This is a genomic window from Nocardioides sp. BGA-UO-ETr-FS32 (assembly GCF_059567905.1).
On the sequence record NZ_JCAQOX010000011.1, the window covers coordinates 11785 to 26511 of the forward strand.

Here is a 14727-nt window from a genome sequence, read left to right on the forward strand (position 1 = left end):
GTTCCAGCTCAGGTGGCTAACTGACTGCGGTGGTGGGGTCGTTCTCGAAGAATAGTTCGCACTCGATGGGGGTAGCCGAGTGCGGAGTGGCGTCGGCGGCGGTTGTGGAAGATCTCGATGCACTCGAAGATCGCGTTGGCGAGCTCGACTCGAGTCTTCCACTTCTTGCGGTCGAGAAGTTCGATCTGCATCGAGGACCAGAAGCTTTCCATCATGGCGTTGTCGAGGCCGTCGGCCACCGTACCGAAGGATGGCAGGAGGCCGGCGGAGCGGATCTTCTCGCCGAAGACCCAGGAGGTGAACTGGGCGGGGTCGGCGTGGACGATCCAGACGGGCTCGGGGCGGCGGTTGCGGATGGCCATGTCGAGGGCGTTGACCACGAGGGTGGCGTCCTGCTTGGAGTCGATCGACCATCCCACGATCCGCCGGCTGTAGGCGTCGAGGACCGCGGCACAGTAGATCCACCCTTCCCGTGTGCCGTGTTGGGTGATGTCGGTGACCCACAGCTCGTTGGGATGGAGGCGATGGAACTTCCGGGTCACCAGGTCGTCAGCGGTGACGACGACTCGCAGCCGTCTGACTCTGGTAGGTCTCGGTAGGCCATGGACACCGGCCTGGTTCATCCGCAGTCACACGGTGCGCTCGCGCACGGTGATCCCCATGCCCCATGGTGAGTTCGGCGTGCACGCGCCGGTAGCCGTAGGTGCCGCGCGAGGCGACGTGGATCTCGCGGATCAGTCCGATGAGCCACTGGGGCGCAGCCGGGTCGGGGCGGTGGGAGTCCGCTTCTGCTTGTAGTAGTTCTGTCTCGCTACGCCGAGGACCCGGCAGCAGCGATCGGCCGGGACCCCGGCGTCGACGAGTCGGTCGATCACCGGGTAGAGCCTTTTGGGCGGGGCCGGTCCTCGCTCAAGAACTTGGCCGCCTGGCGGACGATCGCCAACTCGGTCTCAAGCTCGCGGATGCGGCGACGAGCCGCGCGCAGCTCGGCGGACTCGGTGGTGCTGACTCCGGGGATCTCGCCGCGGTCGATGCGGGCCTGCTTGACCCACTCGAGAGCGTGACGGGATGAAATGTCGAGCTCGTGGGCCGTTTGCTTCTGCGGGTTGCCCGCGCTCACGAGCGCGATGGCTCGAGCACGGAACTCGGGCGGGTAGGCACGGGGCACGGCGTTCAGCCTTCCGGTGAAGGCAGTCACTTAGCCACCGACACCGGAACCTTTCTGGTGGGGCAGGTCAATCTGTCGCTCCATCATGCAGCAGTCCCGAGGGTCCTGACCTGCAGTTGTACAGACCAGTGCCTGTCCAGCTCGCATCACGACCGATTTTGTCGTCGACCACCGCACGTCCCGGACATACTCTCGCTGGTGGGGATCTCATGGCGATGGCGCGCTGCACCGGCACTGATGGTTGTTCTCGGTCTGGGAGCGGTCAATCCTGTCCATGCTCAGACCGCCACCGGTTCGGACCCGGTCGACATCTGTGCCGACGTGATCGTGTACGTCGTGCGGGGGTCGGGTGAGGCGCCTCAGCCGAGCGCCGACAATCCCCATCCGTCCGTAGGAGAAGCATGGGATGCCTTCGATCCGCTCGACCCCGTGACCGGCGGCTCGAGCATCGATGCAGGCAGAGTGCTCGATGTGGGATCGGACGGCGGGCTGACTGTCGCAACCGGAACGCCGTATCTCTACGACCTGGTGCAGAAGATCAGGCAGCGCGTCGGCGGTCAGGTCCGTCTTTCCTGGGCCCCGATCCAGTACCGGGCGATCCCCGTTGACGTCGGCAATCTCGCATCCAAGTCACTGTGGGCGCTGCACGGGTATCCAAACTCGGTGACCTCGGGGATCAGGGAGCTCCACCGGAGTCTCCGCCGCCAGTGGGAACTGTGCGGGACTCGCACACGGTACGTCCTGGCGGGGTACTCCCAAGGCGCCGATGTCGTCAACTCGTATCTGCGCGGAAAGATCCTGACCCGGTCCTCACAGTTCGGCCTCTTCACGAACACCGAGTACCTCGGGCCGAGTCCCGACATCCAGCAACAGATCGCCGCGGTCGCGCTGATCGCTGACCCCAACCACGACCCCGACGACCCCGAGTCCTACACCAACGTGGACCCCGCCATGGCGGCCAAGCGTGGGTTGAACGGAAGAAGACGCGGAATCCCTGAGCCGATGTCACGCGTGACCGATTCGATCTGCCTGCCCGGCGACCCGGTCTGTGGCCAGGGTTTCACGATTCGGCCCGAGCTCACCGAGGGCGGGATCATCCATACGAAGGCATACCGGAACGGGGTCGCCTACCCCGTGATCTGCCCTAGCGACAGGCCTGAGAGGCCTCTCGAATCGGCCATCACCTGCATGGCGGATCGAGTGACCTGGCGCCTCGGTTTGCGCAACCTCGTGAGAGAACCATTGGATGAATCGACCGCCGTACCCGGCACCACTGGGCGCGACGTCGCCTTCTTCCTCGACACGACCGGCTCCATGAGTGAAGACATCGGCGGGGCCATCCAGTTCGCCGAGGAGCAGGCAGGACGGATAATCGCACTCGACGGTCGCGTGGCACTGGTTCAGTACCGCGATGCCGAGGACGCAATCGTTGCCGAGGTTGTCACACCCTTCACCCAGGACGTGACGTCGTTTCAGGCTGGGCTCGCGGCACTGAGCGCCGATGGCGGCGGGGACGACCCCGAGGCACTGTTGCACGCGCTTACCTACGGCTTCAACGAGCTCGACTGGCAGCTCGGGGCCTCGAAGGCCGCCGTCGTACTCACCGACGCCACCTTTCACGAGCCCGACCCGGTCGGCGGGGAGACCCTCGCATCGGTGGAGCGACGCTCGCTGGAGATCGATCCGGTCAACGTTTTCCCAGTGGTCGACGATCCTGACGCCTACGAGGCGTTGGCCGCACGCACGTCGGGCGAGGTCGTCGACAAAGGAAGCGGCGACACGGCGACGGCATTGACCAGCGCACTCGATCATATTGCCCAGCGCCCCGTCGCTCTCCTCAACAACGCCTCGTACGTTGCGTCGGCGCAGGGCATCGTCTCGTTCGACGCATCTCAGTCGAGTGCAGCGGAGGGGGCCATTGGGGAGTACCGATGGGACTTCGACGGCGACGGGACCGAGGACGAGGTCACCACGACCCCAGTGGTCAGCCACGTCTATCCCGCCGGCCACTCAGGCCTCATGCAGATGTGGGTGGTGGACGGATCCGGCAGGTCGGGAAACGCCTCGGCGAGCGTGCTCGTGCAAGAGGCGGTCGCGGACGGCCCGGCACCTGCAGTGCCCTCGGCCGCGAGCATGGGGGTAGCCGCACGAGCAGGCGACGACCATGTGGTTCTCACCACCAGCTGGGAAAGCGCCGGGGCACCCCCTCACCAGTGGGTGGTGGAGGTCGACGGAGACCCAGTGGCGATCGCGTCCGGTGATTCCGTGCGCGCCCGGGTCGCCGTGCCGGCTCAGCCTGACCCGTGGAGCGTCTCGCTGACGCCCATGGACGCCGAAGGGCACTACGGCACGGTTCTGCGCGCAGACCTGACGCCCGTGGGCCGTTCGATCCAGTGGTACGGACGCTGGAGGGTGCTGCTCGCCGCTGGCGGGGGTGCTGCGCTGGTCTTGCTGCTGGCAGCATGCGGGGCGATCCTTCGACGCAAACGGAAGCGGGACCGGTCCCCACTCCTCCGCGTGGCTGTCACCGTCGGCCTGACGCTGGTCGCGGCCGCAGCGGGAGCGGGGCTCGCGTCTCTTGGCCCCGCGAGCCTCCCAATGCACGCGACAGCGTCCGGAGTGGCGGTCGCGGAGAACCCGGAGCGGCCGACGGGTGACCAGGTCGCGGACGGCGAGCAGGGTGAACCCATCATCGCACCGTCAACGGCGGCATCCCCGACTGAGCCTGATCCGGCATCGTCGGGCTTGACGTGCTGGGACGGTTCCACCGCCCCTACTCGCGAAGCGTGCTCCCTGCCCGCCGGGCGCGTCGGGCTCGCCACAATCTTCCCCGGGCTCGAGGAGGACTGCACCTCCATCCCGCCCAACGTGAAGGGTGTCGAGGAGGTCTACGAGTGTGCACGTCCAGGGATGTCCATCAGATATAGCCGCTGGACGCGCGGTGCGGACCGATACGCGTACTACGACAACGCCTTACTGGTCGACGGTCAGGAGTGGCGGGTCGGGGACCAGTTCGCCGGACGCCGATGGACCACCCGGCTGACCGAGAGCGACCAGCCGTGGCGGTGGACGGCGGTTTATCGGTACTACCCGTACGCGGTGACCGTTCAGGCCACCGCCAAGCGGCTACGCGACGTCACCGTGTCTGCGCTGGTGGCTGCGCCGCCAGACAGCATCGGGCTCCGAGGAAGTGAGTGAATCTGACGGTTGTCGTCGTAGGCGGAACAGCAAGGATCCGGGCCCGACTCAGATGCCACGCTCCCATGCTGCGTCCACCCGAATGTCAGCGTGCAGCAAGAAATCGAGGCGCCGATGGGCGACGTTGCCTCATTGTGCGCAGTGTTCGTAACATCCGCCACGAACGCGCCAAGTCGATCGATCCCGCCGTATCGACGGTCGGGTCATCCGCAGGAGACGATCGGATGTCGACCGTCCTTGTGCATATGAGCTCGACTGGTCGCGCATCGGGTGCGGCACGGCCGGTCGGGGAAAGACTTTCCTCAGGTTTCCGCAATTTCCTGACCGCGCAGCGACCGTCGGGCGAGGATCGCGACACCACACCGCCTACGGGGGAGCCTTCCATGCGTGTTGTCCATGCCCTGCCAGCCCTTCTACTGGTACCGCTGCTGTCCATGGGAACGGCTGTCGCTAGTCCGTCCACCGATGCCGTCCAGACTCGCCAGCAAGCCGTCCGGATCTCGTTGGAGACTTCCACCCCCTGGGTGAAGCGCCGTGGGACCGCGTACCTCAACGGCCGCGTCCGCGGGGTCCGCGGTGCCACGACCGTCACCATCATGCAGCGCACAGTGGGCAAAAGCTGGACGGTCGAGGCCAAGAAGCGGACGTCGCGTAAGGGATTCTTCAAGCACCACGAGGACATCAAGTCGGGAACCCGGGACTACAAGGCCTGCGTGCGGGGCAAGTGCAGCAAGGCCGTGCGGATACGGATGGGCACGCCGCCGAGCCAGCCTACGTCGGTGTCCCTCAGCTCGCTGAGCGCGTCGAGCGTCGAGGCAGGCCAAGCCTTCAACGTCCAGGGCACCGCGACGGGGCTGAACGGCTACTCAGTCGCGATTCAGGCGTACGACGCCGGGTCCTCAGGATGGAGCACCATCGGCAACGCCGGCGTGTCGGGCGGCTCGTGGGTCGCCACCGTCTCCCTCACCACGGCCGGCAAGGCGGTGCCGCTGCGCGCCTACTTCCCAGGCGTCACCGGCCGCAAGTCCTCAGTCAGCAACAGCGCCAGCATCGCGGTCTTCGGCTGGTACTACCTCTACGACGGGCCGCCGGACGAGGTCGCGACCTCCTACGAGGACTACTCCAGCTCTTTCAACGTCAACGGCGTCATCTATTCCAAGTCGGTGGGCATCGACGGAAGTACGGGCTACACCGAGTACGTCGAGTACAACCTCGGTCGATCCTGCATCCGCCTCGCCACCGTCGTGGGCCTCCAGGACGAGTCGTCCACCTCGACGCGATCCACGGTCCGGATCGCCGCGGACGCCGTGACGAAGTGGTCCGCATCAGGAATCGCCCTAGGCCAGGCGCACCCCGTGACCATCGATGTGACAGGTGCGCTGCGGCTCCGGCTGGAGAACACCGAAACCACCAGCGGGGGCGGATACCTCGTCTTCGGCGACGCCCGCGCCCTCTGCGCCTTCTGACTGACCCGTCCGGCGTGGCGTCCCGCGAGCGGGCAATAGAGAGATCGCAGCAACCTGCCTTGCGGTCCGAACCGTCGACGCCAGCCGATCAGGCAGCAGCCCCAACGCGCCGACCCGGGCAATACCCGAGATAGGTGACTCTTGGTGCTCGTTTCTGGGAAGCACTGTCGGGGGTCGCCTGGCGTCCGCATACTTCCGAGAGGAAGGGGATGGGCGTCGCGCGTGAGCGTGACCCCGAGTTCGTATGGTTGCTAGGCACGGGGTCCGCGGTCGCGGCGCGAGGAAGCAAGGCGGTCAGCTCACCAGCCTGCACGGTGCTGGTCGCTCGGAAGGACGCGGGGAGACGGCTCCCGACCCAACTCGTCTCGGCTCACGGGGTTGGGCCCGCAGCATCACTGCCACCTTCGCCACGTTGTTGCTCGCCGCGAGCGCATGGCTCGCGATACCAGTCGACCCTGCTGCCGCTGCCAACCGCGCGTTCCCGACAGCGCAGGGTTGGACGCATCCAATCCCGAACGAAACGTTCGAAGATTGGGGTTTCGACTCATGCAGCGGCTCCTACTTCACCGGAATTGCGCACCTTGGCGCCGACTCGCAGGGCAGTAATCCGTCTGGCACTCCCGTCCGGGCAATTGCTGCCGGGACCGTCCGACGCGTCGTAGACTGGGGCGGAGGGAACGGGTGGGCAGTGAGCGTCGAGCACACCTCCCAAGCGGGACGGTTCCTCGCTATCTACGGGCACGTCAATGTCTCAGTGGCCGTTGGCCAGGCAGTCGGTGCAGGACAGCAAGTCGGCACCCTGGCTAGCGTCAGCCCCGTCCACCTGCATCTAGGTATTTACCCGCTAGCGGCGGGCGTCGACGGAGGAAGTATCGTCCCCAAGGGACGACGCAACTGCTCCTCCGAATCCAACCCCGGCTATGTAGACCCAATCCCGTGGTTGGCGGCGCGCACGCCCGGATCAAGCGCTGGGAGGATCCGGGGGTCCTTTGACGAGGGCAGCTCTCCCACCCCCGGTCAGTTGCGTGTGCGTGGATGGGCCTTTGACGAGGACGCTCCCACCGCCTCAATCCGCATACACGTCTACATCGGCGGCCAAGCGGGCGACCCTGCCGCCCAAGGCTATGACATCGGCCCTGCCGATGTGCACCGTCCCGACGTGGGTTCCGCTTTCCCCGGCGTCGGCAACTTCCATGGGTACGACAAGACTCTTGACGTCGCCAAGTTCGGCAACCAGTCCGTCTACGTCTACGCCATCAACGCGCCGGGCACGCCGGGCGACAACGTGCTCATCGACTCACGCACGGTTCACGTGCCGCAGCCCAACCCGTTCGGGTCACTCGACCGTGTGGCGTCTCCTAGGCCGGGCTGGCTCCGGGTCAGCGGGTGGGCAGCCGATCCAAGTGGCCCCGGAACGAGTCTGGCCGTCCACGTCTACGGCGGGACGAAGTATTTTGGTTCCATCAATGCCGACCAGTCCAGGCCGGACGTGGGGGCAGCCTTCCCGGGATACGGCAACCTCCATGGCTACGACTCGACCCTCGCCGCGCCGCCAGGCACCTATGCCGTGTGCACCTACGGGATCAACATCGGCGTGGGGACCTCCAACACTCAGCTCGGGTGCAAGACGGTGACCGTGGCCGCCGACGTCACCGCGCCCGAAACGACGATCACGGCGCAACCGCCTACGAACGGGACCGCAACAGCGGTCGCCGTCGCCTTCGCAGCAGACGAGCCGGGTGCCACCTTCACGTGCCAGTGGGACGCCGCGGCCTGGGTTCCGTGCACTAGCCCGGCGACCCAAGAGCTCCCAGTGGGTTCCCACAGCTTTGGCGTACGTGCGACGGACTCGGCAGGCAACACGGACCCCTCGCCAGCCACCACCACATTCCTCATCGCGGCACCCAGCCCGGCTCTACCCAATCCGCCCGCGCCTGCCGAGCTGTCCCTGACGGTCCAGGCCGTCAAGAACCGATCCAAGCTCCACATCGACATCGGCCCCGACTCGACGGAGCGCGACTACAAGATCCGTGTTCAACGACGTATCGACAACGCGTGGCGAACGATCCAAAAGACCAACACTAGGGGGCCCGCGGACCAGAGACGGGTCGACCTCCCGCGAGGTAGGTACCGCGTGGTCGTACCCACGCAATTCGGTTTCGACAAGCGGATAAGTCGCAAAGTTCGGCTCCGTCGTTGACCTCGTCCAGGTTTGTAGCTCGGACAGCGTGTCTAACGAGAGACCACGGCCGGAAAGTGACGACGTCGTATGGGGCTGCTGCACGGATCGGTGACATCTTGACCATGGCCCCGGATGCGCCCGAGCGACTACCAACGCATCCGCAGACGCCAGCATCGGGACAGTGCACTCCCTCGCTCAAAGCGCCCCTGTAGAGGTCGCCCGAGAACGGCCTCAGCCGTGCACTAGGTGCAGTTGCGGCCGTTGGGGCTGCTCGGCGGCCGCCTCCAGGCGCTGCATTCGCTCGATCGTCATGGGGTGCCTGTAGCGCCGCAGCAGACCCGCCAGCACGAGGCCGAGGCCGACCGCGAGCACGAACTGGTCGGCTTCGGCTTCCGTGTGAAGCTCGATCCGCCGGACGGCCGCCGGCACCAGGTAGGTCAGCGCGATGACTGCGCCCCCGAGCAGACCGGCCCAGGCCCGGTCCTCGGCGACCGACTGCACCACGCAGATAACCCCCACGACGCAGCGCAGCGTCCAGGCCAGCCGCATAAACGGAATCCAGGCGGAGGCACGGCCGACGCCGCGGAACGTCGCCACCATCAGCCGCCACGGCGTCGTCGCCGCGAGCACGGCAAGCTCCAGCCGCGGCTGGATCGCCTGGCGCCGGCCGACGGCATGAGCCAGCGCGGCGGCCGCCTCCGCGCCCGTCACACCGCCGCGGTACGTCGCCTCGACCAGCCCAGGGCTGACCACCACGGTGCGTCGGCCGATCGCCACCGCCACCGGGGTGCTCGGCCGCTGGATCCGGCGCACGAACAGCGCACCGACGTCTACACCGCGGCCGCCCAGCTCGGCCAGCACCGGAGCCATCCCCCGGAACTCGGCCTCCGTCGCCGGCCGTGACCTGGTCAACGCCGCGACCGTAGGCTCCTGCAGCTGCCCCAGCGCCAGCGCCACCAGCACGCCGCCCGCAGCCATGAACGCCATCAGTCCCAGCGCCGGCGGGAGCAGGGCGCACACCACCACGGTGAGGACGAAGCTCACCAGCAGTGCCGGCGCCAACGTCACGGCTCTCAGCACGGTCATTGGGAACCTCATCTCGCCCCTCCCCCATCTTCCAGCACTAGTGCGGGCCTCTTGACTTTGCGCGCGGTGATCGTCCGACAACCACCGAACGACATAGGCGAACGAGACCAGTTTGTGCCCAGGTGCCGACAGCACCCCGAGTTATCCACAGCCCGCCGCTCCGCGCAGCAGGCCACGGCCGGGACGTGGGTTCATGGCCCAGACCGACCTCCGACTGAAAGGAACACCTGTGGACACCCTCAACGCCGGCGCCACCTGTGACCGCCTCGGCTCGATCGCCCAGCTGCTGCACCAGACCGCTGCCCAGGTGTGGAGCGACGCCGACGAGGCCGCCCCCGACTCCCCGCTCCACGACCTCGGGCTGGGTGTCTACCTCGCCCACTCCCAGGCCAGCGCCCTGCTGCCCGACGACTACGAGCTACCCGACGTCGACCCGCTCCCCGACCTCGAGGACCGAACGCCCCTGCAGTTGCTCACCCAGGCCGAGGAGCTGACCCGCCCGCTACCGCTACACCAGCCGGACCTGGTCCACGGCTCGCAGCTGGTCGTCGACCTGTGCGACCTCATCCGGGAAGCCCGCGACCTTGGCTACTGACCCGCGTCCGGCATACGCCGAAATCGAAGAGGAGCTCTTCGACATCAACCACATCCCGGTGACCCCGCGCGACGTACGCAGCGTCGGCGAGATGCTCGTCGACGTCGACTACCAGGCCCGCCAGCTGCTCATGGACGTCGACGGCGACGACGCCGGCACGCTCCTACGGAGCTGGCCGACGATGGTCGCGGCCGCGGAGAACCTCTGGGCCTCGCTACCGGGTCGCCGGTCTGGCGTCGACGATCGAGATCGGCCCATCACCCGCCTGTCGGCGCAAGCGTCGACTATTGAGTCCAGCTTGACCGGCCGAAAGGCCTGGCCAGGCCAGGGACCGACCAACCCCCGTATCGACCAGATGACCCAGACCCTGCTCAACGCCGCGGCTCTCGTGCGCCGCTACGGCGCCGAGGTCCCCCACGAGCAGACCGAGGCCCACCGCGACCTCGAGGCAGCCCGGACCAGGATCATGCACGGCCTCTACCTGACCGCCCACGCCGTCAACGTCGCCCTGCACGACAACGGACGCGACCGCGTCAACGACGCCCGCGGCTCGGGCCGCCGGGTCCAGCTGGCCCAGCACCACTCCCCCTACGCGATCGCACCCGCCGGGGTCTGGGTCGATCGGATGTCTGCGTGCGAGAACGCCGCACGCAGCTACCCGACCGACGGGTTCGCCCAAGCCCTCGCCGGCGAGGCGATGAGGCCGGTCGACCCAGGCCGCCTCGCGCAGGCCCTGGCCAGCTGGGACATCCAGTCCCATCGAGCGCTGGCCCGCGACCTCGAACCGTCCAACATCGTGCTCATCACCCGCACCCAAGGACTCATCGCCGGCGCCAGCATGGTGCTCGTCGAGGCTGCCGCCACCGCCGGCATCCTTGAGCCGTCGGACCGTCTGGTCCCCGCGATCGCCGAAGCAGGCCGCTCCTGGAACAACCTGGCCAGCCGCTGGGGCGACCTCGCTCCCCCCGGCGCCCGCCTCGAGGACCCACTGGCCCGCGCGGCTGCGGAGGTTCGCGCCGCGTACCGCCAGATCACCCACGACACCACCGCCCTGGCGACACCGCAGGTGATCGCAACCCGGCCAGGACTCCCCGAGGCCACCATGGCCACGCTACGCGCGATCGAGGCTGGCTCCGAGCTCGCGCACGTCGTCGTCGAGAAGGCAGACACCCCCAACCTCGTCGGTCCCGCCCGCGCCCTCTCGCGCCGAGCGCACAACGACGTCGAGGCCGGGCTGGTCACCACACCGGCCGAGGGTGACGTCGTCTGGGTCCCCCCAGCCCAGATTCTCGCGAAACGCCTGGTCCCGCTGCCCCCACCCGTTACCGAGGCGCTGCGCTCCGCGGGCGACGCCACAACCGGGGCCTCCAGCACGGCATCCGCCATCGCAACGATCCACTCGCCCGGGGGAGGCGTCGTCGGTGGCGAGGCAGTATCCGGATCCGCAGGATGGCCGGCGAGAGGGAAGGCGATCGTTCAGGCTCGGTCCCACACGAAAGACCCCAGGCCCGCGACGAGCAGCGCTCCGTCGCGGCGGCACGCACGCTGACCGGGACATACCTCCACAATCCATTTCCGCAGGTTTAGCGGCTTTGCGGCCTATAGCTTTCGTCCCCTCAGCGGGGCTGCCCATGCCGGGCGCCGGTTTTGCCGCCGGCGAACCGCGACCGCGTCAAGAGGCGGCGACGCGCAGCGTCGTCGGGGCTCTCGGCCGGCGGCCCGAGCTCGTCGACGTCGAAGCTCGCGGGCGGCGCCGGCTGGGCCGTCTGGCTGAGGGATTCCGCCAGGTCCTCGATGTCGGCTTCCAGCACCTGTTCGAGGAGGTTGGCGATGCTCGTGGGGGAGCCGTCGCACTCGGCCACCAGTGCGTCGGCCAGCCGATCGAGGGCAGAGTTGCCACGGGCGGTGAAGGTGACGACTCCGGGAACCGAGTTCTCGGCTGGGGAAGGAGTCATTAATCCACCTCGCTTCGTGGTCACCTAGGTGCGCAGGAGGCCCCTCAGCGATCAACCCATGGCGAATGGTTCCGCTCAACGCGCAGCGCGATGATCCGCCATCCCTCAGGCACGCGACGCCGCGCGGCGGCGAACGCCTGGTCGTAGTCGAGGTCATCGACGGCAAGTCGTCTCGGCCGAGGCCTATAGGTGCACTGGAGGCGTACGCATGCTCAGAACGACTCTGACTCGAGGATCAGCCGCGCGGACTGCTCGGACATCGGGAGAGGCAGCCCGGCGTGCCGCCGGCCGATGCGTGGCCTCACCACAGGCCGGCCGTCGGCCATGAGGCCTACGCCCAGGCTGGAGGACCGCTCCTGGGCGTCCGAGAGGTCCCGCGGGGGCTTCAGAAGCACGACCGCTGCGGCGTCGGACCCGGTCGAGTAGCGCAGCGCCTGACACCCGCTGCCAATGGCTGACCTTCGTCTCGAGGTGCGTGCGCGTGACCGATCGGCTCAAGGCCCCACACGCGCCTACTTCCCGAGCCTCGGCTCGAGCTTACCAGGCGCCGCGAAAGGCCGCGGACTCCGCACGATCCCGCTCGCCGCTACATTCGGAGCCGCTCGCGAGTGTCCGTGCCCATCCGGCCTGGTTGATGGAGTGCGGCGCCACCAAGGAATAGTTCGTCTCATTGGCCGAAGTGAAGAATGCGCGCTCCCTTGCCGTGATCAATCAAGCGGCGCGGGAGAGTGACGGAAGCCGGATACGCACACTGGGACTGACATAGTCAGTGTTATCGGCGGTGTGATTTAGGGTGTGACATCGCACGGGATTAGGTATTGGATTGGGCTGCGACAGGTGGCACACTGCAGGTATGAGCACTCAGTCGACCATCGCCCGCGGCGACCTTCGCGCCTACGAGGAGTCGATGCGGCTGGCCACACCCCAGCTCGTCGAGCGGCTGCGCGACTTGCTCGGCGCCAAGCTGGTCGCCTACCTCGGATCGGTCCAGGAGACCCGAGCCGTGCGGCAGTGGGCTGACCCCGGCGACGCGCGCACGCCGTCGACCGACGTGGTCAACCGGCTGCGGATGGCCTACCGGATCGCGGCGCTACTGCGCGAGAAGGACTCCGCCGCGGTCGTCCAGGCGTGGTTCCAGGGCATGAACCCCCGCCTCGACGACGTCGCGCCGGCGCGACTGCTGCGTGAGGGCGACCTCGAGCAGGTCGGCCCAGGTGTCCTGGCGGCCGCGCGCGCGTTCGCCGCTGCCGGATGACGTCGGCGGTGACTGAGCCGCCCCAGCTGATCGTCGTCGACGCGGCCGAGCAGGTCTGGCGAGTGGGCTTCAAGCCGGAGCCCTGGGCCTGGTCGGGTTGGGAGTGGGCCGGCGCCGATGGCCGGTTTCACGGCCGGTGGGACGACCGGCAGGGCAACTTCCGCACCATCTACTCCGGCTCCACCCTCCTGGCCTGCCTGCTCGAGGTCCTCGCCGGCTTCCGGCCGGACCCGACGCTCGCGCTCGAGCTCGACGACATCGTGGAGGATGACGAGGACGCCGCAGTGCATCCGACCGCCCGTGCCGGCGAGATCTCCTACTCCTGGCTGGAGCCCCGTTCAGCAGCCAGCGCAACACTGATCGGCCGCTTCTGCGCCGTCACCGCGGCCGAGTCCATCGCGGCGCTGCGTCCCCAGTTCGTGGCCCTCGCGCACCTGCTGAACCTGCACGACTTCGACGCGGCCGCGCTCAAGGACGGACGTCCGCGTGCCCTCACCCAGTCCGTGGCCACCCACCTGCACGCCACGACCGAGCTCGACGGCGTCACCTTCGCCTCCAGGCACGGCGACGACCTCGCCCTATGGGCCATCTTCGAGCGAGCCGAGGATCCCGCGATCAGTCGCACCCTCGACGACATCGAGCACCACCCGCTCTCCCCCGAGCACCCGGACGTCCAGGAAGCCCTCAGGATCCTCGAGCTCACCTGGTCGAAACCCTGACCCTCGCGGCCGCCGGCACTCAGCAAGGCTTGCGGACCACGTCGCGGGAGTCGTCCTGATCACCCTATGAGGTCGCCGGCGAGACACTAAGCTCCCGCGCCGCACAGGCTGTCTCCATGAGCCCAGAACTGATCCCCGGCAACGTCCCCATTTCCACCACGCCACCGCCCCGGCCGTACCCCGTCCGACTCGAGGGCGGCCCCGCCCGAGACGGCGAGGTCGTTACCGTCTACGACCAGGCGATCGTCGATGGACGCTGCATCGTGCGCAGCGCCCACGGCGAGGGCTACTGGCACGTCTCAGCAGACTCCGTCGCGGCCGCCGACCCAGCTCGCGTCTTGGTCGCCGTCTTCGAACCCCACCCCAGCGCATCGTTCACATTCCCTCGCCGCTGATGGCGCGTAGCGTTCCGGGCATGTCCCCACGCGTCGTTGCTGTCGATGTCGGCTCGGTGCGGAAGAACTTCGCGTGGGCGGGCATGGACCTCCCTGGCCGTCGGCCGGTTGGCCAAGGCGGCCGACACCCCGAGGGCGCGGCGCTTGCCGTACTCGAGGCACTCGACGACAGTGTGCCGGTGGCGCTCGGATTCGAGGCGCCCCTGATGGTTCCGGTCAGCCCCGTTGGGCCAGTGGACGGGTGGGTGACACTCGGACAGGCGCGCCAGGGCGAGACCGTCGACGGCCGCTCGCGGCCTTGGTCGGCCGGTGCCGGCAGTGGAGCCCTGGCGACGGGTCTCGCTCAGCTCGCGTGGGTGCTCGAGCGCATCGGCTCGGGGTTCCCTGGCCTCCGGTGTACAACTCGCCCGGAGTCGTGGCTGAGGGGCGACGCGGAACTGTTCATCTGGGAGGCCTTCGTATCCGGCACCGGCAAGCCGGTCCCCTCTGGGATCACCCAGCACGCAGCGGACGCCGCAGCCGCCGCGGACACCTTCGCCGACCGCCTCGAGGATGCCACCCTGAGCCGCTCCGATGTCGTCTGCTCACCGGCGTCCTCGTTCAACCTGGCCGCGGCGGCCGCCGCGTACGCCGGACTGGCGATCCCCAGCGACGAGCTGCGCGACCAGGTGCAGGTCTACCGAACACGGCCCGGCGCCACGTAGCCCC

At 68.1% G+C, this 14727-nt stretch carries 11 protein-coding genes and 1 pseudogene; 9 read left to right on the forward strand and 3 right to left on the reverse strand.

The genetic code is table 11. The features are described from left to right. Positions 1–8 precede the first annotated feature (8 nt). Positions 9–1168: pseudogene (locus AC57BS_RS04495) on the reverse strand (IS3 family transposase). 198 nt (positions 1169–1366) lie between these two features. On the opposite strand from AC57BS_RS04495, the gene AC57BS_RS04500 reads away from it, so the two are divergent. The 3 genes from AC57BS_RS04500 to AC57BS_RS04510 all read left to right on the forward strand — a co-directional run bounded on the left by AC57BS_RS04500 (position 1367) and on the right by AC57BS_RS04510 (position 8032). Then, positions 1367–4366 carry a cutinase family protein gene (locus AC57BS_RS04500; RefSeq protein ID WP_496410264.1) on the forward strand — a complete coding sequence of 1000 codons (3000 nt, stop codon included), beginning with the start codon at positions 1367–1369 and terminating at the stop codon, positions 4364–4366. A 596-nt stretch (positions 4367–4962) separates the two neighbouring features. Continuing rightward, positions 4963–5832: an NPCBM/NEW2 domain-containing protein gene (locus AC57BS_RS04505; RefSeq protein WP_496410265.1), complete on the forward strand. Its 870-nt coding sequence runs from the start codon at positions 4963–4965 to the stop codon at positions 5830–5832. A 244-nt stretch (positions 5833–6076) separates the two neighbouring features. Further along, entirely contained in the window at positions 6077–8032 is a 1956-nt protein-coding gene (locus tag AC57BS_RS04510; protein ID WP_496410266.1) for a peptidoglycan DD-metalloendopeptidase family protein, read from the forward strand. Between the two features lie 213 nt (positions 8033–8245). Here the strand turns inward: AC57BS_RS04510 and AC57BS_RS04515 are convergent, their stop codons facing one another. Then, complete coding sequence (locus AC57BS_RS04515; RefSeq protein ID WP_496410267.1) at positions 8246–9100, reverse strand: hypothetical protein; 855 nt, start codon at positions 9098–9100, stop codon at positions 8246–8248. A 229-nt stretch (positions 9101–9329) separates the two neighbouring features. On the opposite strand from AC57BS_RS04515, the gene AC57BS_RS04520 reads away from it, so the two are divergent. Further along, a complete protein-coding gene (locus tag AC57BS_RS04520) occupies positions 9330–9695 on the forward strand; it encodes a hypothetical protein (protein WP_496410268.1) in 366 nt (121 codons plus the stop codon). Beyond that, positions 9685–11244, forward strand: a complete 1560-nt coding sequence (locus AC57BS_RS04525) for a hypothetical protein (RefSeq protein WP_496410269.1) — start codon at positions 9685–9687, stop codon at positions 11242–11244. The genes AC57BS_RS04520 and AC57BS_RS04525 overlap by 11 nt, the downstream gene beginning before the upstream one ends. 67 nt (positions 11245–11311) lie before the next feature. On the opposite strand, the gene AC57BS_RS04530 is transcribed toward AC57BS_RS04525, so the two are convergent. After that, complete coding sequence (locus tag AC57BS_RS04530; RefSeq protein ID WP_496410270.1) at positions 11312–11650, reverse strand: hypothetical protein; 339 nt, start codon at positions 11648–11650, stop codon at positions 11312–11314. Between the two features lie 853 nt (positions 11651–12503). Here AC57BS_RS04530 and AC57BS_RS04535 point away from each other — a divergent pair. The 4 genes from AC57BS_RS04535 to AC57BS_RS04550 all read left to right on the forward strand — a co-directional run bounded on the left by AC57BS_RS04535 (position 12504) and on the right by AC57BS_RS04550 (position 14723). Further along, positions 12504–12905, forward strand: coding sequence for a hypothetical protein (locus tag AC57BS_RS04535; RefSeq protein ID WP_496410271.1), 402 nt, complete (start codon positions 12504–12506; stop codon positions 12903–12905). Positions 12906–12913: 8 nt separating this feature from the next. Beyond that, entirely contained in the window at positions 12914–13624 is a 711-nt protein-coding gene (locus AC57BS_RS04540) for a hypothetical protein (protein WP_496410272.1), read from the forward strand. Between the two features lie 116 nt (positions 13625–13740). Further along, entirely contained in the window at positions 13741–14019 is a 279-nt protein-coding gene (locus AC57BS_RS04545) for a hypothetical protein (protein WP_496410273.1), read from the forward strand. 245 nt (positions 14020–14264) lie between these two features. Beyond that, positions 14265–14723, forward strand: a complete 459-nt coding sequence (locus AC57BS_RS04550) for a hypothetical protein (protein WP_496410274.1) — start codon at positions 14265–14267, stop codon at positions 14721–14723. Positions 14724–14727 lie beyond the last annotated feature (4 nt).